Below are 24,363 nucleotides of genomic sequence, written 5' to 3' on the forward strand. Positions count from 1 at the left end.
CGATCCCTCGGTCTTCCATCACTGCGTCCCTAGCCGATCAACCGATCCGAACCGCCGTGTACGGACCCGTACGCACGGTGGTGTGGGAGGGGTCGGGCCGCGAGGCCTGCCCCTATCCCGATCCTGACCGTTTTTCGTCGGGTTTTCGTCAAGGCACGCGCGGGCGGCAATTGCCGGGAAACCTTGTCAATTGGCGGTTCATACCCAATTAGGCAAAGCAATTGCTCTACAATCTTTCGTCTTCCGTCCGCGAGTAATCAATGGTTCCGCACCTAGTTACGGCGTTAAGTGGCCCGCTGCTCGACCTCGAGCGGAAAATTCTCGAGGCCATGCCTGCTATCGAGCGGTGGTTCCGGCTCGAATGGCAAGAGCACACGCCGCCGTTTTACTGCTCGGTCGATCTGCGCAACGCGGGGTTCAAGCTCGCGCCCGTCGACACCAATCTCTTTCCCGGCGGATTCAACAATCTGCCGCAGGAAGTGCTGCCGCTCGCGGTGCAGGCGGCGATGGCATCCATCGAAAAGATCTGCCCCGACGCGAAGAATCTGCTCGTCATCCCCGAGCGCCATACGCGCAACGCGTTCTATCTCGAGAACGTCGCGCGCCTTGCGCTGATCATGCGGCAGGCCGGACTCAATATCCGCTTCGGGACGCTCGACGAGAACATCCACGGTCCGGTGACCATCGCGCTCGCGGATGGTCAGAAAATCGTGCTGGAGCCGCTCGAGCGCACGCCGCGGCGTCTGGGCCTGAAGAACTTCGATCCCTGCTCGATCCTGCTCAACAACGATCTCTCCGCCGGCATTCCGCATGTGCTGGAGAATCTGCACGAGCAATATCTGCTGCCGCCGCTGCACGCAGGCTGGGCCGTGCGCCGCAAATCGACGCACTTCTCCTGCTATGACGACGTCGCGAAGAAGTTTTCGAAGCTCGTCGAGATCGATCCGTGGATGGTGAACCCGTATTTCGCGCACGTGGAAGGCGTCGATTACGAAGCGCGCACCGGCGAGGAAGCGCTCGCCGAAGCCATCGACGGCGTGCTCAAGAAGATCGCGAAGAAGTATCGTGAGTACGGTATCAGCGAGCGTCCTTATGTCGTGATCAAGGCGGACGCCGGCACGTACGGAAAGGGCGTGATGACCGTTCACGACGCGAGCGAGGTTGCCGCACTGACCAAGCGCGAGCGCACGAAGATGAACGACGCGAAGGAAGGGCTGCAAGTCCACGACGTGATCGTGCAGGAAGGCGTGCATACGTTCGAGCGCGTGGAGAATGCGGTCGCCGAGCCGGTGGTGTACATGATCGACCGGTATGTGGTCGGCGGTTTCTATCGCGTACACGACTCGCGCGAACGCGATCAGAACCTCAACGCGCCGGGCATGCACTTCGTGCCGCTCGGCTTCGAGCACTCGGCGCTGCCCGACACGCACGCCAAACCCGGCGCCGCGCCACCGAATCGCTTCTACATGTACGGCGTCGTCGCGCGGCTCGGGCTGCTGGCGGCATCGCTCGAACTCGAGAAGACCGATCCGGAAGCCATTCAGGTGTGATGTGACGGCTTGCGGTAAGCTCGCAGGCCGCGCACCGAACTAGCGAATTCTCATGAACATCCTCTTTATCGCCGACCCGCTCGATCGTTTCAAGATCTACAAGGACACGACCTACGCGATGATGGCCGAAGCCGCGCGGCGCGGCCACGTGCTCTACGCGTGCGAGCCGCAGCATCTCGCGTGGACGGGCGTCAGGGTCGAGGCGAGCGTGCGGCGCATCGCGATCGTCGGCGACGAGGCGAACAGCGACCGCTGGCCGTGGTACGCGGCCGAGCAGGCGGAGCATCTGCCGCTCACGCATTTCGATGCCGTGCTGATGCGCAAGGACCCGCCGTTCGACCTCGAATACGTCAACGCTACCTGGATGCTGGAGATCGCCGAGCGCAACGGCGCGCGCGTTTTCAACAAGCCGCAGGCTATTCGCGATCACTCGGAGAAGCTCGCGATCGCGGAGTGGCCGCAGTTCGTTACGCCGACGCTCGTCACGCGCGATGCGGCGCGTCTGCGCGCATTTCACGCCGAGCATGGCGACGTGATCCTCAAGCCGCTCGACGGCATGGGCGGCATGGGCGTGTTCCGCGTGAAGTCGGACGGCATGAATCTCGGTTCGATCGTCGAGATGTTGTCGGAGGACGGCGCGCGCACGGTGATGGCGCAGCGGTTCATCCCCGAAATCACGGACGGCGACAAGCGCATTCTCGTGATCGGCGGCCAGCCTGTACCGTACTCGCTCGCGCGCATTCCGCAGGGCAGCGAAGTGCGCGGCAATCTCGCGGCGGGCGGTCTCGGCCGTGCGCAGCCGCTGTCGGCGCGCGATCGTGAAATCGCCGAAACGCTCGGGCCGGTGCTGCAAGCGCGCGGCTTGCTGCTGGCCGGGCTGGATGCGATCGGCGACTACCTCACCGAAGTCAACGTCACGAGCCCGACGTGCTTCCGCGAGATCATGGATCAGACCGGCTTCGACGTTGCCGGCATGTTCATCGACGCGCTGGAGCGCGCGGTCCACTGAGTCCGCCGACGTACGGAACGCGCGCGGACGCCGCGTCAAACTCATCCCGGCGACACTGTTACAATTGATTGACCGGCGCCCGCTGTCTGGGGCGCCATCGCGTCTTAAAGCGTGGTTAAGCATCGAGGCGCAGGATGGTAATCGAGTGGGACGCTGTTGATTTATGCCTGACCGGCGCCCACGTACGTGTTGTGTTTCGCGTCGCTCGCGCGTTTTCGAGCGAAATCTGACGTTATCGTCTGACTTTTGTCGATAAATTGTCGCTGGGGCAATATCCTGACATGGCTGGCATTCTGATCATCGCGCATGCACCTTTCGCCACCGCGCTACGCGAGTGCGTGGCTCATATTTACGGGGGCCTGCCGGCGCGCATCGGCGTCATCGATGTATCGCCCGACTGCGATCCGGTCGAAGTCCGCGCGTTCGCGCGCTCCGAAATCGATCGTCTGAAGGAAGACAACGGCGCCATCGTGCTGACCGATGTGTTCGGCGCGACGCCCGCGAACATCGCGGCGAGCCTGCACGATACCGACGTGCGCGTGCTCGCCGGCTGCAATCTGCCGATGCTGGTGCGCGCTGTCTGCTACCGCGCGACGCCGCTCGACACGCTGACCGAAAAAATCCTGCAGGGCGGCTCGAAGGGCATCCAGGAACTGGATTCGTCCACGCCGCTCAATCCCTGCGCCCTCGCCACGAAAGCAGCCGGCTCGCCCGATCCGGCCTGCTCGGCGAGCGCGGATCTCGTCAGCGCGAAGGCCGCGAGCCACTGACGCCGCTCAATTCATCCATCTAGCGCTCGGAGCATCATGCTGCAACAAGAAACAACAATTGTGAACAAGCTGGGGCTCCACGCACGCGCTTCGGCCAAGCTCACACAACTGGCGGGCAACTTTCAATGCGAAATCTGGATGAGCCGCAATGGCCGCCGGATCAACGCGAAGAGCATCATGGGCGTGATGATGCTGGCGGCGGGCATCGGCAGCACGGTGACGATCGAAACCGAAGGCGCCGACGAAGCCGAAGCGATGCAGGCGATTCTCTCGCTGATCGCCGACAAATTCGGGGAAGGCCAGTAAGCGCTTGTATGCCGTATCGATTCAATGAAAAGCCGCGCATCGACGCGGCTTTTTCGTATCCGCGTCACGCGTTCGCGTAATTCCGTGCAACCGTCGCGGCCCTGATGCCGCAGTGTGTTCAGGGACTTACCACGTCAATCGAACTTATAATGGACGCGCGGTTTGCGCCCGCCGAGGGGGCTCCTTGGCAGACCGCGACAATCAAAATTAGAGGAGGTGCGCGTGTCCTTCACGCTGCATGGAATTCCCGTCTCGCGCGGCATCGCCATTGGGCGCGCCTACCTGATCGCGCCCGCAGCGCTCGACGTAGACCATTATCTGATCGAACCGGATCAGATCGACGCTGAAATCGCTCGTTTTTACGCGGCGCAGGCGGGCGTGCTCGCCGAGCTCGAAACACTGCGCGAAGATCTTTCCGCCGACGCGCCCAGCGAAATGAGCGCGTTCATCAATGTTCACACGATGATCCTGAACGACGCCATGCTCGTCCAGGAAACCATCGATCTCATCCGCACGCGCCGTTACAACGTCGAGTGGGCGCTCACCGAACAACTGGAAATCCTCGGCGGCTATTTCGATGAAATCGAGGACGAATACCTGCGCGAGCGCAAGGCGGACGTCGAGCAGGTGGTCGAACGTCTGCTGAAGGCGCTCGCGGGCGCGCCGACGGCCGCGTCGCTCGTCGTGCATACGGCCGCGAGCAACGGCCACAACGAGATGATCGTCGTTGCGCACGATATCGCGCCGGCGGACATGCTCCAGTTCAAGACGCAGGCGTTCAAGGGATTCGTCACCGATCTGGGCGGCCGCACATCGCACACGGCGATCGTCGCGCGCAGCCTCGGCATTCCCGCGTCCGTCGGCGTGCAGCAGGCGAGCGCGCTGATTCGCCAGAACGATCTCATCATCGTCGATGGCGATCATGGCATTGTCATCGTCGATCCGGCGCCGATCGTCCTCGAAGAGTATTCATACCGGCAAAGCGAGAAGGTGCTCGAGCAGCGCAAGCTGCAGCGCCTGAAGTTCTCGCCGACGCAAACGCTTTGCGGCACGAAGATCGAGCTGTGCGCGAATATCGAACTGCCGGAAGACGCGCAGGTTGCAGTCGAAGCGGGCGCGATGGGCGTGGGCCTGTTCCGCACTGAGTTCCTCTTCATGAATCACAAGGATCAGTTGCCGGAGGAAGAGGAGCAGTTCGAGGCGTACAAGCGCGCGGTCGAGCTGATGAACGGCAAGCCGGTGACGATCCGCACGATCGACGTCGGCGCGGACAAGCCGCTCGATTCGATGAGCGGCGGCGACGGTTACGAGACCGCGCCGAACCCGGCGCTCGGCCTGCGCGCGATCCGCTGGAGCTTGTCCGAGCCTCAGATGTTCATCACGCAGTTGCGGGCGATCCTGCGCGCGTCGGCGTTCGGTCCGACCAAGATTCTGATTCCGATGCTCGCGCATGCGCAGGAAATCGACCAGACGCTCGATCTGATCCGCGAGGCGAAGCGTCAGCTCGATGAAGAAGGCGTCGCGTATGACCGCCAGGTACAGGTCGGCGCGATGATCGAGATTCCCGCTGCGGCCATCGCGGTGAGGCTGTTTCTGAGCCGGCTCGATTTTCTGTCGATTGGCACGAACGACCTGATCCAGTACACGCTCGCGATCGATCGCGCCGACAACTCGGTCGCGCATCTCTACGATCCGCTGCATCCTGCGGTGCTGAATCTGATCGCATTCACGTTGCGCGAAGCGAAGCGAGCGGGCGTGCCGGTGTCGGTGTGTGGGGAAATGGCGGGCGATCCCGCCGTCACGCGCTTGCTGCTCGGGCTTGGGCTGACCGAGTTCTCGATGCATCCGAGCCAGTTGCTTGTCGTGAAGCAGGAAATCTTGCGGTCGAATCTGAAGGCGTTTGAGAAGCCAGTCGCGGATGTTATGGCGGCTTATGAGCCTGCGGAGTTGCAAGCGGCGCTCACCGCGTTGCAGAAGATTTAGCGTTTTCGCCGGATCCCGTGTTCGTGTCGGTTTATTAGCATTGCCCCTCCCCGGGGCGGGGGTCACTTTCTTTGCTGCTGCAAAGAAAGTAACCAAAGAAAGCAGCTCGTTCAGGCCCGCGGTCACACGCAGTTTGGCCATGCTTGCCAGCCGTCGGCGGCCCTCGCCTAAGTGTCGCCCTCGAAGGACTTACCGGGCTTGGCTCGCGCACGGTCTGACGAGCTAGTTGTTTTAGGGCGCTGGTTCAGCACCAAAGAGTTTCGGCACAGCGCTACGCGCTGCCGTTGGGTATGCGAGGGAAACCGTCGAGAAGAAGCGTACGCGGACCCGATTCACCGGTCGGCCGCGAAGCGGGCCGGAGCTATTTGGTGCTGAACCCGTTTCTTGTGTGGCGCGATGTGTCAGACCGTGCGCGATCCAAGCCCTTATCTGCTTGCGGGGGCACTCGCTACTGCCGGGTCATTAGGCCAATCGCCTGTGCCGCGGCCGGTGTGAAGTGCTTAGGCTGGGGATAGCTGCTTTCTTTGGTTACTTTCTTTGCAGCAGCAAAGAAAGTGACCCCCGCCCCGGGGAGGGGCAGAGCTAATAGACCGACACGCTATCGGGATCCAGCGAAAACCAGATCCATCGCGCAAGCATTTTCCTTAGCGAAAATACCAAACACGCTCTAAACCAGCCCGTGATCAACGATCACCCGTTCCACCTGCGCGACAACCTGCTCGGGTGAGATCGCCGTGCTGCATTGAAAGCGCCCGGGTGTGTCGCGACGGCGCGGACACCACAGAAAGTCCCGGTCATCGAAATCGCAGGTCGTGTCGTTGAAGCAACTGTTGCACGCATGAAAGTTGATCACACGATACGGCGTGTGGAACTCGGTATGCGGATGACTGAAGCCGCTGATCATCACCACCGGCGTTCCCATTGCCCACGCAAGCCACGACAGTCCGCTGCCCAGTCCCACGAAAAAGTCCGCGTGCTTGAGCAGACTCGCGCGCTCTTCGAGCGGATGATTCCCCGTGAAGTCCTCGCAGCCTTCCGGCATCGTGTTGATGACGCCATCGCCGCCGAACTCGCGATGCTGATCGATGCAGAGCACGCGATATCCCCGCGATTTCAGATGAGCGATCAGCACCGGCCAGCCACGCGGGTTGTTCCAGTACTTGCACTGTGCCGTCGATTGCGTCGCGATGCAGACGTAGCGCTCGGCCACGCGCCGCGCCGACTCCGCAACGACGATGTTCGGCCGCCGCTCCTCGCACGGCACGCCGAGCAGATAAGCGGCCGCGTCCTGCAGGCTGCTCATCCGCGGGTCGGTCGGCTGGTGATCGCGATCGGTGTACGGCGAGAAAAAACCGAGATGGTAGGTGGCGTAGAACGGTTCGTCGATCGAATCGGCAGATTCAGGCGGCACGAAACGGATCGCCGGGTAACCCTTCACGAATAGCCCTTGCAGATGCGCGGGCAGTACGACGTGAACTTCGCACTGCTCCTGTAGCCGGAAGGCTTCCACGGCCGGCATCCACGCGAGCGTGTCGCCGAGCGCCGTGCCGGAAGGATGGATCAGGACATGGCGGCCGCGTGCGTCATAGGCGTGGTGAAAAACGAGTCGTTCGCCGTCGAACACCTGGAGTTCGAAGCGCACAAAATACTTGCGCCGGCTCGTGACGATCGAATTCGCTTCGACGGGCTCGTCGAAAACCTGGCTGAAGGTGTCCAGATCGACCATGCGGACTCGCCATCCGTCGACCGGAACCTGCACGCGGCAACCGTAATTGAAATCGTAAAGGATGCCTTCCGGTCCGGCGAGTTGAGGAAGCGATGGCCGGACGAACGCGCTGTGCGTGAGTCCGCGCTGCGTGCTTGGCGCTAAAGTAACGATGCTCAAGTGACGATCCTGTGACGGATCGGACAGCTTAAGTGGATCGTCCAAAAGGCGGCTTAGGACTCGACCTAATCAGCGCGCGGTTTCCCGCATCTTCGTGTTTCCGCAGACTGCGCAATCCGGCTGCCGCGCGATCTTCATCGTGTTCCATTCCATGCGCAGCGAGTCGAGCATCATGAGGCGTCCCGCCAGCGTCTCGCCGAAGCCGCCGATCACGCGCAGCGCCTCGGCCGCCTGCATCGCGCCGATGATGCCGACCGTCGGCGCGAACACGCCCATCGTCGAGCACGCGACTTCCTCGAACGGCTGATCCGGCGGAAACACGCACGCGTAGCACGGCGAATCCGGCGAGCGGAAGTCGAAGGTGCTGATTTGCCCGTCGAATCGCAACGCCGCGCCCGACACAAGCGGCACGCGATGCGCGACGCAGGCCGCGTTGATCGCGTGGCGCGTCGCGAAGTTGTCGCTGCAATCGAGCACGACCGACGTGCCGGGCACGTTGGCGTCGAGCCATGCGGCATCCGCGCGCGCGGCGACCGTGATGACTTCGACGCCGGGATTCAGCGCATTCAGCGTCTCGCGCGCCGACTCCACCTTGAGCGTTCCGACCGATCGCGTCATGTGCACGATCTGCCGCTGCAGATTCGTGAGATCGACGGTATCGGCATCGACCAGCGTGATCTTTCCGACACCCGCAGCCGCGAGATACATCGCCGCGGGCGCGCCCAGGCCGCCAGCGCCGATGATGACCGCGTGCGCGTCGAGAAAACGCTCCTGCGCCTCGATACCGATTTCATCGACGAGGATATGGCGGGAGTAGCGAAGGAGTTGATCGTCGTTCATTGCGGAAAGAATCGGCTTGCTCGAACGAAGCATTCTAAGCGCGCAAAAGAGAAAAGGCTTCGCAACATCATGCTGCGAAGCCTTTTGCAGGACTACAGGAAAATTACTTCGATTGCTGCGCGGTCGGCGACGAAGCCGGTTGCGCGCCCGACGCCGGCGCGGAGCCCGGCGTGGCCGGCAGCGCCGGAGGCGCCACGACAGGCGCGGAAGCCGAACGCGGCGGCTTGTTCTGCGCGAGCTTGCGTTCGCTGTACGACTTCGACTCCACGACCTGCTTGCCTTCGAGCTTGTTCAGCCCCTGCTGGAGCATGAAGTCGTCCGAACTGCCGAACTCGACCGGCTTGCGCTCGCGATCCTTGCGGCGCTGCTCGGGCGTCTTCTTGTCGTTCTGCTCTTCGAGAATGCGCAGTTGCTCCAGGCGATCCGCCTCGCGCTGTTCCTGCTCCTTCTTCTCGTTCGGATCCTGCGTGTTGGCGAGGTGGTTCGAGTAATCGACTTCGCGCGTGACGAGCGCGTCATCCGGATCGCCGTCCGCGTACTGATCGACCGGAACGTCCGGGCGCACGCCCTGGTTCTGGATCGACTTGCCGCTCGGCGTGTAGTAGTAGGCGGTCGTCAGGCGCAGCGCGGAGTCGGCGGTCATCGGGCGAACCGTCTGCACGGAACCCTTGCCGAACGTCGTCTTGCCCACGATCAGCGCGCGGTGATGATCCTGCAGCGCGCCCGCGACGATCTCCGAAGCCGACGCCGAGTACGCGTTGGTCAGCACGACCATCGGAACCTTCTTGAAGATTTCCGGCACGCTCTTCAGCGGATCGGAATCGAAAGAAGGTAGACGGTAGTTGTCGTAGGTGTCGCGGAAGGTCTGCTTCGCGTCCGCGATTTGTCCATTGGTCGACACAACGACCGCATTGTCCGGCAGGAATGCGCCCGCAACGCCGACCGCGCTTTGCAGGAGGCCGCCGCCGTTGTTCCGCAGATCGAGCACCAGGCCCTTCAGATTCGGCTGCTGACGCGCGAGATCCTGCAGCTTCGCCGCGAGATCAGGCACCGTGCGCTCCTGGAAGCTCGTGATGCGGATATAGCCGTAACCCGGCTCCGGCACTTTCATCTTCACCGACTGCACTCGGATCACGGCGCGCGTCACGGTGAGCGGGAAGGTGCGGTCGTCGCTCTTGCGGAAGATCGTGAGCGTGACCTTCGTGCCCGGTTCGCCGCGCATCTGCTTCACGGCTTTATCCAGCGTCATGCCGCGCACCGGCTTGTCGTTGATGCGCGTGATGAGGTCGCCCGGACGAATGCCGGCGCGGAACGCGGGCGTGTCCTCGATCGGCGAGATCACCTTGATGAGCCCGTCTTCCGAAGAGATCTCGATGCCGAGACCCGCGAAGCGACCCTTGGTCTGCTCCTGCAGTTCTTCGTAATCGGTCTTGTCGAGATAGGACGAGTGCGGGTCGAGACTCGACACCATGCCCTTGATGGCAGCGGTGAGGAGCTTTTTATCGTCGACGGGTTCGACGTATTCGTGCTTGATTTGCCCGAAAACTTCGGCGAAAAGCCGCAATTGTTCGAGCGGCAGCGGCGAGGAGGCGGATTGCTGTGCGGATGCGGAAATCTGCAGCGTCGCGAGTGCGCCGGCAGCAATGCCTGCGGCGATCAGGCCGAAATTTTTCAGGTTCATTCGCATAGAGAGTGCGGTCGGACTCGAATGAGCAGCATCGTAGGTGACGGGCCAGTATACCCGGTCGTCTCAATTAACGACTTAAACGCAACTTAAATGCCCGAGGCTTCGACGCCTCGCAGCGTAGGGTTGCGCACGTTTCAACGCGAATTTGTCGATGCCGCCGGCAGGCCGTCAGCCGCGCGTCATATGCGTCGAGGGCGCTTTTTACAGCACGCTCGACGCGCGGATTGCATCGCGGGATCAGGACACTGCGGCCCGCGATACGACGTCAGCCCGCCTTGCCCTGCTTGGCGACAGCGGCCTGCGCGGCCGCGATGGCTTCCGGATCGCCCAGATAGTAATGCTTGATGGGCTTCAGGTTTTCGTCGAGTTCATAGACGAGCGGCACGCCGTTCGGGATGTTCAGCCCGACGATGTCGTCATCGGAGATATTGTCCAGATACTTGACCAGCGCGCGGATCGAGTTGCCGTGCGCCGAGATCACGACCTGCTTGCCTGACTTGATGGCCGGCGCGATCGACTCGTTCCAGACCGGCAGCACGCGCGCGACGGTGTCTTTCAGGCACTCGGTGAGCGGCAACTGCTCGCGCGGCACCTTGGCGTAGCGCGGATCGTTGAACGACGCGCGCTCGTCGCCCGGTTCGAGCGCGGGCGGCGGCGTGTCGTAGCTGCGGCGCCATACGAGCACCTGATCATCGCCGTACTTCTTCGCCGTTTCGGCCTTGTTGAGGCCCGCGAGCGCGCCATAGTGCCGCTCGTTCAGACGCCACGAATGCACCACCGGGATATACATCTGGTCCATCTCGTCCTGCACGTGCCACAGCGTGCGGATCGCGCGCTTGAGCACCGACGTGTAGGCGATATCGAACGTATAGCCAGCTTCCTTCAACAGCACGCCGGCCTGGCGCGCTTCCCGGTTGCCCTGCTCGGTCAGGTCGACGTCGACCCAGCCCGTGAAGCGGTTTTCCTTGTTCCACGTCGATTCGCCGTGGCGGATGAGCACTAGCTTGTACATGATTTCGGTCGGTCAGTTGAAAAAGCGGGTGCGCCGATCGCACCCCGTCATCCTGCACGCACGGACGGGGTGTCGCCATCGGCCGGACGGCGGAGGCCATCGCGGGAAACGGTTATTTTATAATGCTCCGATTGCGCCTATTTCCCTTTCTTCCTTTCCTACTAAATTTCGGCGGCCCTGACGTGAAGTTTTTCACCAATTACACGAATATCGCACTCATCGTCGTCGCGCTCGTTTCCGGCGCGCTGCTTCTCTGGCCCGCCATCATGCGGCGCGGGCGCGGCGGCATTTCCCCCGCCGAAGCCACCACGCTCATCAACCGGCGCAACGCCGTGATCGTCGATCTGCGGCCCGCGGCCGAATTCGCCAAGGGACATCTGCCGCAGGCACGAAACGTCGAATTGACGGAGCTTCAAGCAAAAATCGGCCAGATCGCAAAGAATAAGAGCAATCCGGTCGTGCTCGTTTGCCAAACCGGTCAGGAATCGCAGCGCGCGAGCCGCGCCGTGTCCGAGGCGGGTTACGCCGAGGTCCACGTTTTGCAAGGCGGAGTCGACGCCTGGCAAAAGGCCGGCATGCCGGTGGTGAAACAAGGAGCAGTCAAGTGAAGAAAGTGGTGATGTACAGCACGGTCGTGTGCCCGTATTGCCAGATGGCCGAACGTCTTTTAAAGTCCCGCGGGGTCGAAACAATCGAGAAGATCCTGATCGACCGTGAACCGGGCCGGCGCGAGGAAATGATGACGCGCACGGGCCGGCGCACCGTGCCGCAGGTTTATATCGGCGAAACGCATGTCGGCGGCTACGACGATCTGTCCGCGCTCGACCGCAAAGGCGGTCTCGTGCCACTGCTCGAATCCGCGTGAAGACACACTCGCGGCGCGCTTCTACGTGAAAACGCGCGCCGCATACCGATTTACCTAGGAAATCACTATGTCCGACGAGAACAATCAGCCGTTTTTCAACATCCAGCGCATCTATCTGAAGGACATGTCGCTCGAGCAGCCGAATTCGCCGGCTATTTTCCTCGAGCAGGAAATGCCGTCGGTCGAAGTCGAAGTCGACGTCAAGGCAGACCGCCTCGCCGAAAGCGTCTTCGAAGTGCTGGTTACGGGCACCGTGACGGCGAAGGTCGCGGGCAAGGTCGCGTTCCTGATCGAGGCGAAGCAGGCAGGCATCTTCGATATCCGCAACATTCCGGCCGATCAGATCGATCCGCTCGTCGGCATCGCATGCCCGACCATCCTGTTCCCGTACCTGCGCTCGAACATCGCCGATGCGATCACGCGCGCCGGTTTCCCGCCGATCCACCTCGCGGAAATCAACTTCCAGGCGCTGTACGAGCAACGTATCGCCCAGCTCGCGAGCGCGCAGGAAGGCGCGGCGAACGGCGCGACGCATTGACGCCAACGCTGCCGAACCGGAGCCGAGCATGAAAGTAGCCGTTCTCGGCGCCGGCGCGTGGGGCACCGCTCTTGCGGGCCACCTCGCAACCCGGCACGACACGAAGCTCTGGGCGCGCGACGCCGCGCTCATCGAATCACTCTCCCGCACACACGAAAACACGCGCTATCTCGAAGGCGTGGCGTTGCCGCACGCGCTCGATTTCGAGGCGGACTTCAACGCGGCGCTCGCACATGCGTCGGCGGACGACGCGCTGTGTGTCGTCGCGACGCCCGTCGCCGGCTTGCGCGCGCTGTGCCGCGCGATGCGGCAGGCGGGCGTCGTGCCGGCGCATATCGTCTGGCTGTGCAAAGGCTTCGAGGCGGATACGCAGTGTCTGCCCAACGAAGTCGTCGCCGCCGAACTGCCCGGGCACCGCAGCAACGGCACGCTGTCCGGCCCGAGCTTCGCGCGCGAAGTGGGGCAGGGCCTGCCGGTCGCGCTGACGGTCGCGAGCGCGTCGGAGCAACTCGGCGCGCGCACGGTCGCGGCGTTCCATCACGGCGCGATGCGCATCTATACCGGCGACGACGTGATCGGCGTCGAAGTGGGCGGCGCCGTGAAGAATGTGCTCGCGATCGCGACGGGCATTTCAGATGGCCTCGGCCTCGGCCTGAATGCGCGCGCGGCGCTCATCACGCGCGGGCTCGCGGAGATGTCGCGTCTGGGCGTCGCGCTCGGCGGCCGCGCGGAGACGTTCAACGGTCTGACCGGGCTGGGCGATCTCATTCTCACCGCCACGGGCGATCTGTCGCGCAATCGGACGGTCGGCAAGCAACTCGCGAGCGGACGCACGCTCGATGAAATCCTCGCGGCGCTCGGCCACGTCGCGGAAGGCGTGCGATGCGCGCGCGCCGTGCTCGGGCTCGCGCAATCGCGTGGCATCGACATGCCGATCACGCAGGCGGTATGCCGCGTGCTCTTCGATAACGTGGCGCCGCGCGATGCGGTGCAGGCATTGCTCAGCCGGGACGCGAAGGCCGAGTAGCGCCGCGTTCATCCGCGAGGAGGTTGCGTTGGTCAGGCTGGAAGCACAGGTCGTCGACATCACCACGCTGAAAGTGGACGCCATCGTCAACGCGGCGAACAAGTCGTTGCTGGGTGGCGGAGGCGTCGACGGCGCGATCCATCGAAAGGCGGGGAAAGGGTTGCTGCGTGAGTGCGAGACGCTCGGCGGCTGCGAAACCGGCGACGCGAAAATCACCGGCGGCCACGATCTCCCCGCGAAGCACGTGATTCACGCGGTCGGTCCGCGCTGGAGCGGCGGCCACAAGAAAGAGCCGGAATTGCTCGCGAGCTGCTATCGCCGCTCGCTCGAACTCGCTCAGGAAGCCGGCTGCACGTCGATCGCGTTTCCTGCGATCAGTTGCGGCATCTATCACTTCCCGCCGGAGCAGGCCGCGCAGATCGCGGTGCGCACGGTCATCGAGACCTTGCCTTCCACGCCGACCGTGCAGCACGTCATCTTCGCGTGTTTTCAGGACGACATGCTCGCGCTCTATCGAGCCGAGCTGGCCGCTCAGGCGCCGCCTTCGAAACCCGCCTGACGCCACGCTTCGAACGTCACGATCGCCACCGTATTCGACAGATTCAGGCTGCGATTGCCGGGCCGCATCGGCAGGCGCACGCGCTGTTCGGTCGGGAAGCGCTCCAGCAATGCGGGCGCGAGGCCGCGCGTCTCTGCGCCGAACACGAACCAGTCGCCCGTTTTGAACGCGTGATCGAAGAACGGCGTCGAACCGCGCGTCGTGAAAGCGAACATGCGCGTGAGATCCGGTGCTTCCCTGGCGATGAAAGCATCCCAGTTCGCATGGACGTTCATTTCGGCGTACTCGTGATAGTCGAGGCCGGCGCGGCGCATCTTCGCATCGTCGAGCGGGAAGCCGAGCGGCTCGATCAGATGCAGGCGTGCGCCCGTGTTCGCGCACAGGCGGATCACGTTGCCGGTGTTCGGCGGAATTTCGGGTTCGACGAGTACGACGTTGAACATGGATTGCTATGGATGAAGGTAGTTAATCTTTTGGCGTACGGAGCGCCACGAAATTGCTGACGCGTCGCGCGCCGGCAAGCTTGAGCGTGCGGGCGAGGGCGTCGAGCGTTGCGCCGGAAGTCATCACGTCATCGACGACGCCGACATGCCTGCCGCGCACATCGCCCGAAACGGCGAACGCGCTCGCGACGTTGCGGCGGCGCGTTTCCTGATCCAGCCGCGATTGTGCCGACGTATGCCGAACCCGCGTGACGATCGACGCATCGGCTCGCACGCCGATCATGCGCGCAAGCGGACGCGCGATGGCCCACGCCTGGTTATAACCGCGCGCGACGAGCCGCGTATGCGACAACGGCACCGGCACGATCAGGTCCGGCCTGGGCAGATCGCTGTCCTCGAAAACCGCGTACAGATTCCGCGCAAATGCTTCGCCCGCCGCAAGCCGCGCACGAAACTTCAGTTCGACGGCGACTGTATCGAGCGGCGCGCGATAGTCGGCCAGCGCGAGCGTGTCGTTGAACGCGGGCGGCGATTCGAGGCATGCGGCGCAATGCAGGCGCGCGTTCTCGCGTTCACGCCGGATGGCCGACGCCGCCAGCGGCAACGCGCAGGTCGCGCAGCGCAGACGCGGTTCGTTCCAGTACTGCGCATCGCAACCGTCGCACAGCAGTCTTTGCGACAAATTGCCGCATAACGCGCATTGGCTCGGCAACGCGCGGGCGGCGAGCCGAAGCGCGGCAGACGCGAATCCGCGAAGGCGCGCTGCTGTGGGCGTCTGGGATGGAAGGCGGATGCTGTCGGCTTTCATGACGGCGAGATCGGAAAAATCACGGCTCGAAGCGCTAAACACGCGCATTCTTTGCGCTTCAGGAAGCGTTTATGCCTCGTATCAGCACTTCGCATGGGTTGTTTTCGAGACGACCGAGTATACTTCGCACTCTCCGCGAAAAGATCGACATGTCCCCGACATCCCCTGAAACCAGCCGTTCGGCCTATGATCCGCGTCGTTTGCGCGCGATCTTCGATGGTCGCGCCGCCACCTTCGACGAGGTCGCGTTCCTGCCGCGCGAGATCGCGGAGCGCATGCGCGAGCGGCTCGAATACATCAAGGTCGCGCCGATGCGCGTCCTCGATGCGGCGTGCGGCGTCGGAGCGGACCTGGGCGGTCTGCGGGAACGTTTTGCAGAGGCGTCGGTGACCGGCGTCGATATTTCGTCCGCGATGCTCGCGCGCGCCCGCGTCGCCGAAGCCGCGGACCTCGACAACGGCGCGGGCTGGCGCCGCTTTCTCCCATCGACGCTCGCGAAGGCGTTCGGTGCACGTGGACCGCAACTCGCGCAGGCTGATTTTTCCGAGTTGCCGTTCGCTCCGGGCGCATTCGAGTTGCTGTGGTCGAACCTCGCATTGCACTGGCATCCGCGTCCGGACCTCGTTTTCCCTGAATGGCAGCGCGTGCTCAAGGTGAATGGCCTGCTGATGTTCAGCACCTTCGGCCCGGACACGCTGCGCGAGCTCAGAGCCGCATATCGCGAAGCCGAACGCACGCTCGGGCTCGAACCTGAACCGCACACGATCGATTTCGTCGACATGCACGATCTCGGCGACATGCTCGTGGAAAGCGGCTTCGAAATTCCGGTGATGGATCAGGAAGTGCTGACCATCACGTACAAGTCGCCCGAATCGCTCTTCGCCGACGTGACGCGCTGGGGCGCTTATCCGTTCGATCGTGCGTCCGGCGCAGGCCGCGCGGATGCGAAGGTCGTGCGCGGCGCGGTGCATCAGGCGCTCGAAGCGCTTCGCCACGACGACGGCACGATCCCGCTCACATTCGAAGTGATCTACGGTCACGCATGGAAAGCAGTGCCGCGCACGACGGCGGAAGGGCACGGCATCGTGCGTCTGGAAGATATTGGACGAGGCTCGAAACCGAAAGGCTGAATCGGTAAAGAGCGCGGTTGTTATGTCTGAAATTTGCGCAAAAAAAGCGCGCAAAAAGGTGCGTCAAAAAGGCGCAGAAGCTTGTGGCGCTTGGCTTTGCGAGGTTACGACCCTTGCTTGTGGATGCCACTTAAGACGCCTATAATGCGTCAGTTTGTCGCCTGGTCTGTCACAAATTTGGGCGAAATCCGAGCGAAAGTATGCGATTGCGTGCGGATTGATGGAGGCAGCGATGCAAGCCAGCCAGACGCTGACGGAGTCCGAGCCGGTCATCAAAGACTGGCTGATGAAGCGAAACTGCTCGGTGTCGCCGCGCCAGTTCGTGGGCTTCTATTTGTCGCTTGCGCTGTTTTCGCTTGCAATCGCAACGCCGCTGTTCCTGAATGGCGCCTGGCTGGTGCTGCCGTTCACCGGAGTCGAGTTGACGGTCGTGGGCATCGCGTTCCTGATTTACGCGCGCCATGCGGTCGACTACGAACGAATCCGGTTGTATCAAAACCGGTTGTTGATCGAACAGATGAACGCCGAAGAGCTGACGCAGTTCGAGTTCAACCCGCGCTGGGTGCGGGTGGAAACGGGCGCGACACCGAGGGAGCCGCTCACGATCGTATCGCGCGGTCAATCGGTGAAAATCGGACAACACCTTGCACAGCATCGTCGCAAACAATTTGCTGCCGAGTTGCAGGCGTCGCTGAGACGCCTTTGAGAGGAGCCGGCAGGCGCGCGATGTCACGGGGGTCGAGGGTTTGAATGGAAAATTTGGGTAAGGATGCTATGAAAACAATCAAGCGAGCCCTCTCGGGCGTGCTGGCGGCAGGCGCACTGCTCACCGCCGGCGCGGCCCTGGCGGTCGAAAACAGTCCAGGCGGTCCTGCTGTCAACGAGATCAACTTCCAGCAGCCTGTGACGAAGATCGCCGAGGAGCTCTACGGCCTCCATATCTTCATGCTCATCATCTGTACCGTCATTTTCCTTGGCGTGTTCGGGGTGATGTTCTATTCGCTGATCGTCCATCGCAAGTCGAAGGGGTTCAAACCGGCCAATTTCCACGAAAGCACCACCGTCGAAATCATCTGGACGATCGTGCCGTTCGTCATCGTCATTCTGATGGCGCTGCCGGCAACGAAGGCCGTCGTCGCGATGAAGGACACCTCCAACGCCGATCTCACGGTGAAGGTCACCGGCTACCAGTGGAAGTGGGGCTACGACTATGTGAAGGGGCCGGGCGAGGGCATCAATTTCCTCTCGACGCTCTCCACGCCGCGCAGCGAGACGAACGGCCAGAAGCCCATTTCGACGCTGTATCTGCAGGAAGTCGACAACCCGCTCGTGGTGCCGGTCGACAAGAAGATCCGCATCATCACCACGGCGAACGACGTCGTGCACTCGTGGTATGTCCCGGCGTTCGGCGTGAAGCAGGATGCGATTCCGGGCTTCGTGCGCGACACCTGGTTCAAGGCCGAGAAGGTGGGCACCTACCGCGGCTTCTGTACGGAACTGTGCGGCAAGGAGCACGCGTACATGCCGGTGGTGGTCGAAGTGCTGTCGGCTGACGACTACGCGAAGTGGGTCGATGCGCAAAAGAAGAAGATGGCGGCAGGCGCCGACGATCCCCTCAAGACCTACACTAAAGATGAACTTATGGCGCGCGGCCAGCAGGTCTACACGTCGAACTGCGCGGTCTGCCACCAGCCTACCGGCAAGGGCGCGGGCCAGTTCCCGGCGCTCGACGGCTCGAAGATCGCGAATGGCTCGATCGCCGACCATCTGAATATCGTGCTGCACGGCAAGGGCGCGATGCCGCCGTGGCAAGGCGTGCTGAACGATGTCGAGATCGCATCGGTCGTCACGTTCGAGCGCAACAGCTGGGGCAACCACACCGGCGACCTTCTCCAGCCGAAGCAGGTGATCGACGCCAAGGCGGGCAAGATGCCGCAAGGCGGCGGCAACGCGGCGGCGGCATCGGCGCCTGAAGCGGCGAGCGCTGCGCCCGCGGCAGCCGAGGCGAGCGCGCCGGCGGCATCGGGCGCGGAAGCTACGCAAGCCGCCGGCCTGCCCGCGAGCATTTACTTCGAGACGGGCAAGGACGCGCTGCCCGCCGATGCGAAAAGCGCAGTGGACGCTGCAGCGGCCTACGCAAAGGCGCATCCTGACGCGAAGATCGCGCTGTCCGGCTTCACGGATGCGACCGGCAACGCCGATCTGAACGCCGATCTCGCCAAGCGCCGCGCGCAAGCCGTGCGTGACGCGCTGAAGGCCGCGGGCGTGTCGGAAGACCGTATCGTGTTGAAGAAACCGGAAACCATCACCGGCGGCGCCGATAACAAGGAAGCCCGCCGCGTGGAAATCAGTCCGGCTGCTTGACGTGCCGAGCGTGTAGCTTTCCTTCGCCGAACCGCAACGGAAAGCCACGCGTCATTGCCAAGTGCCCCGAGTATTCGCTTTAGGAGATGATTGTCATGTCTAGCATCGGACACGATGTAGGCGCAGGTCACGACCACGCGCACGACCATGCGCACGAGACGCCGCATGGCTGGCGCCGGTGGCTCTTCGCTACCAACCACAAGGACATCGGTACGCTGTACCTGTTGTTCTCCTTCATCATGTTCCTTTCGGGGGGCGTGATGGCGCTCGGCATCCGTGCCGAGTTGTTCGAGCCGGGCCTGCAGATCATGCGTCCCGAGTTCTTCAATCAGCTGACCACCATGCACGGCCTCATCATGGTGTTCGGCGCGATCATGCCGGCGTTCGTCGGTTTCGCGAACTGGATGGTGCCGCTGCAGATCGGCGCATCGGACATGGCGTTCGCGCGGATGAACAACTTCAGCTTCTGGCTGCTGCCGGCGGCTGCGGTGCTGCTCGTCGGCTCGTTCTTCGTGCCGGGCGGCGCAACCGCCGCGGGCTGGACGCTGTACGCGCCGCTTTCCACGCAGATGGGGCCGGGCATGGACTTCGCGATTTTCGCGGTCCACATCATGGGTGCATCGTCGATCATGGGCGGCATCAACATCGTCGTGACGATTTTGAACATGCGCGCGCCCGGCATGACGCTCATGAAGATGCCGATGTTCGCGTGGACGTGGCTCATCACCGCGTACCTGCTGATCGCCGTGATGCCGGTTCTGGCTGGCGCGATCACGATGGTGCTGTTCGATCGTCACTTCGGCACGTCGTTCTTCAACGCGGCGGGCGGCGGCGATCCGGTCATGTACCAGCACATCTTCTGGTTCTTCGGTCACCCCGAGGTGTACATCATGATCTTGCCGGCGTTCGGGATCGTGTCGCAGGTGATCCCGGCGTTCTCGCGCAAGCCGCTGTTTGGCTATAGCTCGATGGTGTACGCAACGGCATCGATCGCGATCCTGTCGTTCATGGTGTGGGCGCACCACATGTTCGCGACCGGCATGCCGGTGACGGGCCAGTTGTTCTTCATGTACGCGACGATGCTGATCGCGGTCCCGACGGGCGTGAAGGTGTTCAACTGGGTGGCGACGATGTGGCGCGGCGCGCTCTCCTTCGAAACGCCGATGCTCTTCGCGATCGGCTTCCTGTTCGTGTTCACGATGGGCGGCTTCACGGGCCTGATCCTGTCGATGGCGCCGCTCGATATCCAGATGCACGGCACTTACTACGTGGTGGCGCACTTCCACTATGTGCTGGTGGCGGGTTCGCTCTTCGCGCTGTTCTCGGGCTGGTACTACTGGGCGCCGAAGTGGACCGGCTGGATGTACAACGAAATGCGCGGGAAGATCCACTTCTGGGCGTCGATGATCTTCTTCAACATCACGTTCTTCCCGATGCACTTCCTGGGTCTCGCGGGCATGCCGCGCCGCTATGCGGATTACCCGGCGCAGTTCACGGACTTCAACCAGGTCGCGACGATCGGCGCATTCGGCTTCGGCCTCGCGCAGGTGTACTTCCTGTTCGCGGTCGCGCTGCCCACGTATCGTGGCGGCGGTGAACTCGAGAAGGCGAGCGACAAGCCGTGGGATGGCGCGGAAGGCCTCGAATGGACCGTGCCGAGCCCGGCGCCGTTCCATACGTTCGAGCATCCGCCGACGGTCGAATAAATAGTTTGTTGTCTGGTTCGCGGGGCCGCGTCGAGCGTGCCCCGCGAATGAAAAATCAGGAAAGCATGTCCCCGAATCCACAAAAAAGACGCACGCCCGAGGAAATTCGCGCGGGCAACAAGCGGCTCGGAATCATCATGATGTTGATTGCCGCCGTCTTCTTTCTGGGTATCGTCGTCAGGCAATACCTGTTGTCGCGAGGGTAGGAAAGCAACGTGTCCACTCAGCAGGAAAATTCGCATGTCGATCGGTCCTTCAACCGGTCGATGCTGGTGAAGCTCTTCGTCGTGGCGGCGCTGATGTTTGGCTTCGGCTTCGCGCTCGTGCCGATGTATCGCGCGATCTGCCAGATCACGGGCATCAACAACCTCGTGCAGAAGGATGTGGGCGCGCGCGAGGCGAAGAATACGCAGGTCGACATGACGCGCACGATCTCGATCGAGTTCGATGCGAACGCGCGCGGCCCGCTGCGGTTCAAGCCCGAGCAGAACTCGCTGGATATTCACCCCGGCGAAGTGATGACGGTGATGTACGACGTGACCAACGAGCAGGGTCGCACGGTGAACGCGCAGGCGATCCCGAGCTACGCGCCGAAGCAGGCCACCGAGTACTTCAAGAAGATCGAATGCTTCTGTTTCACGCAGCAGACGCTCGCGCCGAACGAGACCAAGCGCATGCCGGTCGTGTTCGTCGTCGATCCGAAGCTGCCCAAGGATGTAAAGACGATCACGCTGTCGTACACGTTCTTCGAGCTGAACGCGCCGAAGTCGGTCACGAAGGGTTCATGACAGCCATGAGCGCGGACACGCCGAAAAAGGCCGGTTTCCTCAAGCTCTTGAAGGCGGTGTTCTGGTCGTTCTTCGGCGTGCGCCGCCGGGCAGACCTGGAAAGCGATGCCGCGCAGTTGAATCCGCTGCATCTGATCGCGGCGGGCGTCATCGGAGCGGTGCTGTTCATCGTCGTGTTGCTGCTGATCGTGCGCGCGGTAGTGGGATAGACGGACAACGCCGGGCAGCCGGCGGCAAAAGAAAATTCAAGCAACTGGATCGAAGTGGAGAATCAATAATGAGCGGTCAAAACGAGAGCCCGTACTATTTCGTGCCGCATCCGTCGCGGCATCCGGTGATGGCTGCAAGCGGCTTGCTGATCATGCTGGCCTCGCTGGCGTCGTGGGTGAACGGCCATAGCTTCGGGCCGGTCGGCACGTTCATCGGCTTGCTGTTCGTGTTGTTCGTGCTGTGGCACTGGTTCGGCGACGCGATCTCCGAATCCGAAGGCGGCATGTACGGAAAGCGTGTCGATGTTTCGTACCGCTGGAGCATGAGCTGGTTCATCTTCTCCGAAGTGATGTTCTTCGCGGCGTTCTTCGGCGCGCTGTTCTATGCGCGCGCAATCGCGATGCATCAACTCGGCAGCCTCGACTACAAGCTCATTTGGCCCGACTTCACCGCCGTATGGCCGAACAACGGCCCCGCCGCGCTCGTGCCGCATTTCCGCGCGATGGTGCCGTGGCCCCTGCCGACCATCAACACGGCGCTGCTGCTGTCCTCCGGCGCGACGCTGACGGTGGCTCACCACGCGCTGCGTGAAGACCATCGCAAGAAAGCGATCATCTGGCTGGGCGCGACCGTCCTGCTCGGCCTGATCTTCCTGTTCTGCCAGGGCTACGAGTATTTCCACGCCTACAACGAACTGAACCTGACGCTCAATTCCGGCGTGTATGGCTCGACGTTCTTCCTGCTGACCGGCTTCCACGGTTTCCACGTGTTCCTCGGCGGCACGATGCTGGCCGTGGTGATGTTCCGTCTGATCCGTGGCCACTTCACGGCGGAGCATCACTTCGCATTCGAGGGCGCCGCATGGTACTGGCACTTCGTCGACGTCGTGTGGCTGGGGCTGTATATCGTCGTCTACTGGCTGTAAGCGATTATCGAAGCGGGCGCGCGCGATGCGCCGTCCGCGATGCAAGGCCGGCGGCGACGCCGGTCCGAGAGCAAAGAAGCAGTGATCAACACGCCGCCCTCGATGTCTCAAGGGGCGGCGTTGTCGTTTCGGGGAGCGTCGAATCGGGCGCCGCGGCGCGACAATCCGTCCCGTAGGGCAGTGCCGGCGCGGTGGGTTATCGTCCGATGGGAATGCCCGACGATTGAATCCAGCCCATCCAGTGCGCGAACAGGATGAAGAGGAAGAGCGAGATGGACAGCCCGACGCGAGCGGCGAGCGACCAGACCATCCGCTTCGTCTTGCCCCGGTCGGTCATCATGAAGTAGAGCGCCGAACCCAGGCTGCCGATGATAAGGATGAATGCGATAGCAACGATGATGTGCATGAAACCGGCTAGCGTTTTTGCTCAGGAACCACAGCGAGCAGTATGAATTTGGATCATCTCATTATCTCACTCGACAGATCTCGCCGTGCAGCGCCCGACCGGATTCCGGCGGTAAGGCTCGCAGCATGAAGATTCGATTCTGGCCCGCGCTCGTGATTCTGATCGTCGTTGCGGTGACCGTGCGCCTCGGCTTCTGGCAGCGCGACCGCGCGCATCAGAAAGAAGCGCTCAACGCGCAGATCGTCGCGTTCGAGAGCGCGCCCGAGCAGGAAGTCGGCGTCGAGCCGCTGCCGCTCAAGTCGATCGAATTTCATCGCGTGGAGGCGCGCGGCGAGTTCATGCCGGAGCATGTCGTGTATCTGGACAATCGTCCGTATAACGACCAGCCAGGCTTTTATGTCGTGATGCCGCTTAAACTCGAGGGCGGCGGCCATGTGCTCGTCAATCGCGGATGGCTGCCGCGCAACATGGCGGACCGCACGGGCATCGAGTCGTATGAAACGCCGAAGGGCGTCGTCGAGGTGCGGGGCATCGCGCGCGCGAACGCGTCGCAGGCGTTCGAACTGGGCAGCGGCGGATCGGCTGCGCACAAGGAAATTCGCCAGAACCTGGACATCAGGTCGTACGCGGCCGAAACCGGGCTTGCCTTCCAGCCGTTCGTGATACAGCAGACGAACGATGCCGGCGACAAGCTCGTGCGCGACTGGCCCGCGCCGACGCTCGGCGTCGAACGCAATTACGGCTACATGTTGCAATGGTGGGGCATGGCGGCCGCGGCCATCGCGTTCGGGCTGTATGCCGCGCGCCGCGCCGCGAGGAAAGGCGACCAATCCGATGAGCCCGACGAGCGCGACGACGAAGCCGAGCACCACGCCTGACAACCGACCGAACAGAGACACACTTTCACCGATGCAATCACAACGTCACCCCGCCGCCGCGCCGCAACGAACCGCGAAGAAAGGCTCCTGGATCAGCGGCCGCTGGATGCTCCTGCTGCTCGCGCTGGTGTGCGCCGCGCCGGTGATCGCGTCGTACCTGATGTACTACGTGTTCAAGCCGGCGGGCGGCACGTCGAGCTACGGCGCGCTGATCGACCCGCAGCGGCCGATACCGGCGCAACTCGTCGTCACCGACGAGAAAGGGCAGAGCGTGCCGTTCAAGTCGCTCGAAGGCAAATGGCTGATGATCACGGTCAACGGCAGCGATTGCGACGAGCAATGCGCGACGCGCCTCTATTTCATGCGTCAGGTGCGCGCGCTGCAATCGGGCGAGCGCGAGCGCGTCGTGAACGTCTGGCTGCGCACCGATGACAAACCGGTCTCCGACGTCATCAAGACCGCGTATCCGCAGCCGGACACGCGCATGCTGGTCGCCAACGAAAAGTCGATCGCCGCGTGGCTGCCCGTCGACGACGGCACGAAACTCACGGATCACATCTTTCTCGTCGATCCGAATGGCAATCTGATGATGCGCTTCCCGAAGAATCCCGATCCGAAGAAGATCAACGCGGATGTGGCGAAGCTTCTGAAGTGGTCGCGTATCGGTTGAAGGT

27 protein-coding genes are annotated in these 24,363 nt (G+C 62.7%); 20 read left to right on the forward strand and 7 right to left on the reverse strand.

Annotation, left to right across the window (positions count from 1 at the left end):
• The first annotated feature begins 260 nt into the window (after nt 1–260).
• The 5 genes from gshA (at nt 261) to ptsP (ending at nt 5,618) form a co-directional block, all read left to right on the forward strand.
• Entirely contained in the window at nt 261–1,550 is a 1,290-nt protein-coding gene (gshA, locus tag IAG25_RS25890; RefSeq protein ID WP_187607398.1) for a glutamate--cysteine ligase, read from the forward strand.
• 52 nt (nt 1,551–1,602) lie between these two features.
• Nucleotides 1,603–2,559 (forward strand): glutathione synthase, encoded by a 957-nt coding sequence (gshB, locus tag IAG25_RS25895; RefSeq protein ID WP_187607399.1) that lies wholly within the window; start codon nt 1,603–1,605, stop codon nt 2,557–2,559.
• A 281-nt stretch (nt 2,560–2,840) separates the two neighbouring features.
• Entirely contained in the window at nt 2,841–3,329 is a 489-nt protein-coding gene (locus tag IAG25_RS25900) for a PTS sugar transporter subunit IIA (RefSeq protein ID WP_035497527.1), read from the forward strand.
• A gap of 36 nt (nt 3,330–3,365) precedes the next feature.
• A complete protein-coding gene (locus IAG25_RS25905; RefSeq protein WP_187607400.1) occupies nt 3,366–3,635 on the forward strand; it encodes an HPr family phosphocarrier protein in 270 nt (89 codons plus the stop codon).
• A gap of 222 nt (nt 3,636–3,857) precedes the next feature.
• Nucleotides 3,858–5,618, forward strand: coding sequence for a phosphoenolpyruvate--protein phosphotransferase (gene ptsP, locus IAG25_RS25910; RefSeq protein WP_187607401.1), 1,761 nt, complete (start codon nt 3,858–3,860; stop codon nt 5,616–5,618).
• Nucleotides 5,619–6,285: 667 nt separating this feature from the next.
• On the opposite strand, the gene IAG25_RS25915 is transcribed toward ptsP, so the two are convergent.
• The 4 genes from IAG25_RS25915 to gpmA all read right to left on the reverse strand — a co-directional run bounded on the left by IAG25_RS25915 (nt 6,286) and on the right by gpmA (nt 11,042).
• Nucleotides 6,286–7,503, reverse strand: a complete 1,218-nt coding sequence (locus tag IAG25_RS25915) for an autotransporter strand-loop-strand O-heptosyltransferase (RefSeq protein WP_187607402.1) — start codon at nt 7,501–7,503, stop codon at nt 6,286–6,288.
• A 69-nt stretch (nt 7,504–7,572) separates the two neighbouring features.
• The gene (locus IAG25_RS25920; protein WP_187607403.1) at nt 7,573–8,343 is read right to left on the reverse strand and encodes a HesA/MoeB/ThiF family protein; all 771 of its coding nucleotides are present in this window, start codon (nt 8,341–8,343) and stop codon (nt 7,573–7,575) included.
• 103 nt (nt 8,344–8,446) lie between these two features.
• Entirely contained in the window at nt 8,447–10,030 is a 1,584-nt protein-coding gene (locus tag IAG25_RS25925) for a S41 family peptidase (RefSeq protein ID WP_035497529.1), read from the reverse strand.
• Between the two features lie 265 nt (nt 10,031–10,295).
• Nucleotides 10,296–11,042: a 2,3-diphosphoglycerate-dependent phosphoglycerate mutase gene (gene gpmA, locus IAG25_RS25930; protein WP_035497532.1), complete on the reverse strand. Its 747-nt coding sequence runs from the start codon at nt 11,040–11,042 to the stop codon at nt 10,296–10,298.
• A 182-nt stretch (nt 11,043–11,224) separates the two neighbouring features.
• Here gpmA and IAG25_RS25935 point away from each other — a divergent pair, with 182 nt between their 5' ends.
• The 5 genes from IAG25_RS25935 (at nt 11,225) to IAG25_RS25955 (ending at nt 14,031) form a co-directional block, all read left to right on the forward strand.
• Nucleotides 11,225–11,650 carry a rhodanese-like domain-containing protein gene (locus IAG25_RS25935; RefSeq protein WP_035497534.1) on the forward strand — a complete coding sequence of 142 codons (426 nt, stop codon included), beginning with the start codon at nt 11,225–11,227 and terminating at the stop codon, nt 11,648–11,650.
• Nucleotides 11,647–11,907 (forward strand): glutaredoxin 3, encoded by a 261-nt coding sequence (gene grxC / locus IAG25_RS25940; protein ID WP_008351780.1) that lies wholly within the window; start codon nt 11,647–11,649, stop codon nt 11,905–11,907. The genes IAG25_RS25935 and grxC overlap by 4 nt, the downstream gene beginning before the upstream one ends.
• Nucleotides 11,908–11,974: 67 nt before the next feature.
• The gene (secB, locus tag IAG25_RS25945; RefSeq protein ID WP_035497535.1) at nt 11,975–12,445 is read left to right on the forward strand and encodes a protein-export chaperone SecB; all 471 of its coding nucleotides are present in this window, start codon (nt 11,975–11,977) and stop codon (nt 12,443–12,445) included.
• 28 nt (nt 12,446–12,473) lie between these two features.
• Nucleotides 12,474–13,472 carry an NAD(P)H-dependent glycerol-3-phosphate dehydrogenase gene (locus IAG25_RS25950; RefSeq protein WP_035497536.1) on the forward strand — a complete coding sequence of 333 codons (999 nt, stop codon included), beginning with the start codon at nt 12,474–12,476 and terminating at the stop codon, nt 13,470–13,472.
• A gap of 28 nt (nt 13,473–13,500) precedes the next feature.
• Nucleotides 13,501–14,031 carry an O-acetyl-ADP-ribose deacetylase gene (locus IAG25_RS25955; protein ID WP_255503935.1) on the forward strand — a complete coding sequence of 177 codons (531 nt, stop codon included), beginning with the start codon at nt 13,501–13,503 and terminating at the stop codon, nt 14,029–14,031.
• Here the strand turns inward: IAG25_RS25955 and trmL are convergent.
• Both trmL and IAG25_RS25965 read right to left on the reverse strand, forming a co-directional pair.
• The gene (gene trmL, locus IAG25_RS25960; protein ID WP_035497540.1) at nt 14,004–14,474 is read right to left on the reverse strand and encodes a tRNA (uridine(34)/cytosine(34)/5-carboxymethylaminomethyluridine(34)-2'-O)-methyltransferase TrmL; all 471 of its coding nucleotides are present in this window, start codon (nt 14,472–14,474) and stop codon (nt 14,004–14,006) included. The genes IAG25_RS25955 and trmL overlap by 28 nt on opposite strands.
• A gap of 22 nt (nt 14,475–14,496) precedes the next feature.
• Nucleotides 14,497–15,282 carry a ComF family protein gene (locus IAG25_RS25965; protein ID WP_187607405.1) on the reverse strand — a complete coding sequence of 262 codons (786 nt, stop codon included), beginning with the start codon at nt 15,280–15,282 and terminating at the stop codon, nt 14,497–14,499.
• Between the two features lie 149 nt (nt 15,283–15,431).
• On the opposite strand from IAG25_RS25965, the gene IAG25_RS25970 reads away from it, so the two are divergent.
• The 8 genes from IAG25_RS25970 (at nt 15,432) to IAG25_RS26005 (ending at nt 22,405) form a co-directional block, all read left to right on the forward strand.
• A complete protein-coding gene (locus IAG25_RS25970; protein ID WP_187607406.1) occupies nt 15,432–16,412 on the forward strand; it encodes a methyltransferase domain-containing protein in 981 nt (326 codons plus the stop codon).
• Between the two features lie 232 nt (nt 16,413–16,644).
• A complete protein-coding gene (locus tag IAG25_RS25975) occupies nt 16,645–17,118 on the forward strand; it encodes a DUF2244 domain-containing protein (protein ID WP_035497931.1) in 474 nt (157 codons plus the stop codon).
• Between the two features lie 44 nt (nt 17,119–17,162).
• Nucleotides 17,163–18,776 (forward strand): cytochrome c oxidase subunit II, encoded by a 1,614-nt coding sequence (gene coxB, locus IAG25_RS25980; protein ID WP_187607407.1) that lies wholly within the window; start codon nt 17,163–17,165, stop codon nt 18,774–18,776.
• A gap of 95 nt (nt 18,777–18,871) precedes the next feature.
• On the forward strand, nt 18,872–20,482 hold the full coding sequence (ctaD, locus tag IAG25_RS25985; RefSeq protein ID WP_035497932.1) for a cytochrome c oxidase subunit I: 1,611 nt from the start codon (nt 18,872–18,874) through the stop codon (nt 20,480–20,482).
• 65 nt (nt 20,483–20,547) lie between these two features.
• A complete protein-coding gene (locus IAG25_RS25990) occupies nt 20,548–20,688 on the forward strand; it encodes a cytochrome oxidase small assembly protein (protein WP_035497933.1) in 141 nt (46 codons plus the stop codon).
• 9 nt (nt 20,689–20,697) lie between these two features.
• On the forward strand, nt 20,698–21,270 hold the full coding sequence (locus tag IAG25_RS25995) for a cytochrome c oxidase assembly protein (protein ID WP_187607408.1): 573 nt from the start codon (nt 20,698–20,700) through the stop codon (nt 21,268–21,270).
• Nucleotides 21,267–21,479 (forward strand): DUF2970 domain-containing protein, encoded by a 213-nt coding sequence (locus tag IAG25_RS26000; protein ID WP_035497546.1) that lies wholly within the window; start codon nt 21,267–21,269, stop codon nt 21,477–21,479. The genes IAG25_RS25995 and IAG25_RS26000 overlap by 4 nt, the downstream gene beginning before the upstream one ends.
• A 68-nt stretch (nt 21,480–21,547) precedes the next feature.
• Nucleotides 21,548–22,405 (forward strand): cytochrome c oxidase subunit 3, encoded by an 858-nt coding sequence (locus IAG25_RS26005; RefSeq protein WP_035497547.1) that lies wholly within the window; start codon nt 21,548–21,550, stop codon nt 22,403–22,405.
• Nucleotides 22,406–22,601: 196 nt separating this feature from the next.
• Here the strand turns inward: IAG25_RS26005 and IAG25_RS26010 are convergent, their stop codons facing one another.
• Nucleotides 22,602–22,811: a twin transmembrane helix small protein gene (locus IAG25_RS26010; protein WP_035497548.1), complete on the reverse strand. Its 210-nt coding sequence runs from the start codon at nt 22,809–22,811 to the stop codon at nt 22,602–22,604.
• Between the two features lie 125 nt (nt 22,812–22,936).
• Between IAG25_RS26010 and IAG25_RS26015 the strand changes: the two genes are divergently transcribed.
• On the forward strand, nt 22,937–23,689 hold the full coding sequence (locus IAG25_RS26015; protein WP_187607409.1) for an SURF1 family protein: 753 nt from the start codon (nt 22,937–22,939) through the stop codon (nt 23,687–23,689).
• A gap of 31 nt (nt 23,690–23,720) precedes the next feature.
• A complete protein-coding gene (locus IAG25_RS26020) occupies nt 23,721–24,359 on the forward strand; it encodes an SCO family protein (protein WP_187607410.1) in 639 nt (212 codons plus the stop codon).
• The last annotated feature ends 4 nt before the right edge of the window (nt 24,360–24,363 follow it).

Origin of the sequence: Caballeronia sp. EK (assembly GCF_014384845.1) — a bacterium.
Taxonomy (GTDB): Bacteria; Pseudomonadota; Gammaproteobacteria; order Burkholderiales; family Burkholderiaceae; genus Caballeronia; species Caballeronia jiangsuensis.

What these genes read in the sequence shown, in the direction of transcription:
- gpmA (WP_035497532.1), bottom strand. Translation starts at nt 11,042, where the DNA reads ATGTACAAGCTAGTGCTCATCCGCCACGGCGAATCGACGTGGAACAAG.
- gshA (WP_187607398.1), top strand. Translation starts at nt 261, where the DNA reads ATGGTTCCGCACCTAGTTACGGCGTTAAGTGGCCCGCTGCTCGACCTC.
- secB (WP_035497535.1), top strand. Translation starts at nt 11,975, where the DNA reads ATGTCCGACGAGAACAATCAGCCGTTTTTCAACATCCAGCGCATCTAT.
- IAG25_RS26020 (WP_187607410.1), top strand. Translation starts at nt 23,721, where the DNA reads ATGCAATCACAACGTCACCCCGCCGCCGCGCCGCAACGAACCGCGAAG.
- IAG25_RS25990 (WP_035497933.1), top strand. Translation starts at nt 20,548, where the DNA reads ATGTCCCCGAATCCACAAAAAAGACGCACGCCCGAGGAAATTCGCGCG.
- IAG25_RS25950 (WP_035497536.1), top strand. Translation starts at nt 12,474, where the DNA reads ATGAAAGTAGCCGTTCTCGGCGCCGGCGCGTGGGGCACCGCTCTTGCG.
- IAG25_RS25900 (WP_035497527.1), top strand. Translation starts at nt 2,841, where the DNA reads ATGGCTGGCATTCTGATCATCGCGCATGCACCTTTCGCCACCGCGCTA.
- IAG25_RS26000 (WP_035497546.1), top strand. Translation starts at nt 21,267, where the DNA reads ATGACAGCCATGAGCGCGGACACGCCGAAAAAGGCCGGTTTCCTCAAG.
- IAG25_RS25905 (WP_187607400.1), top strand. Translation starts at nt 3,366, where the DNA reads ATGCTGCAACAAGAAACAACAATTGTGAACAAGCTGGGGCTCCACGCA.
- IAG25_RS26015 (WP_187607409.1), top strand. Translation starts at nt 22,937, where the DNA reads ATGAAGATTCGATTCTGGCCCGCGCTCGTGATTCTGATCGTCGTTGCG.
- IAG25_RS26005 (WP_035497547.1), top strand. Translation starts at nt 21,548, where the DNA reads ATGAGCGGTCAAAACGAGAGCCCGTACTATTTCGTGCCGCATCCGTCG.
- trmL (WP_035497540.1), bottom strand. Translation starts at nt 14,474, where the DNA reads ATGTTCAACGTCGTACTCGTCGAACCCGAAATTCCGCCGAACACCGGC.
- IAG25_RS25975 (WP_035497931.1), top strand. Translation starts at nt 16,645, where the DNA reads ATGCAAGCCAGCCAGACGCTGACGGAGTCCGAGCCGGTCATCAAAGAC.
- IAG25_RS25965 (WP_187607405.1), bottom strand. Translation starts at nt 15,282, where the DNA reads ATGAAAGCCGACAGCATCCGCCTTCCATCCCAGACGCCCACAGCAGCG.
- IAG25_RS26010 (WP_035497548.1), bottom strand. Translation starts at nt 22,811, where the DNA reads ATGCACATCATCGTTGCTATCGCATTCATCCTTATCATCGGCAGCCTG.
- gshB (WP_187607399.1), top strand. Translation starts at nt 1,603, where the DNA reads ATGAACATCCTCTTTATCGCCGACCCGCTCGATCGTTTCAAGATCTAC.
- ctaD (WP_035497932.1), top strand. Translation starts at nt 18,872, where the DNA reads ATGTCTAGCATCGGACACGATGTAGGCGCAGGTCACGACCACGCGCAC.
- coxB (WP_187607407.1), top strand. Translation starts at nt 17,163, where the DNA reads ATGGAAAATTTGGGTAAGGATGCTATGAAAACAATCAAGCGAGCCCTC.
- IAG25_RS25970 (WP_187607406.1), top strand. Translation starts at nt 15,432, where the DNA reads ATGTCCCCGACATCCCCTGAAACCAGCCGTTCGGCCTATGATCCGCGT.
- IAG25_RS25920 (WP_187607403.1), bottom strand. Translation starts at nt 8,343, where the DNA reads ATGAACGACGATCAACTCCTTCGCTACTCCCGCCATATCCTCGTCGAT.
- IAG25_RS25925 (WP_035497529.1), bottom strand. Translation starts at nt 10,030, where the DNA reads ATGCGAATGAACCTGAAAAATTTCGGCCTGATCGCCGCAGGCATTGCT.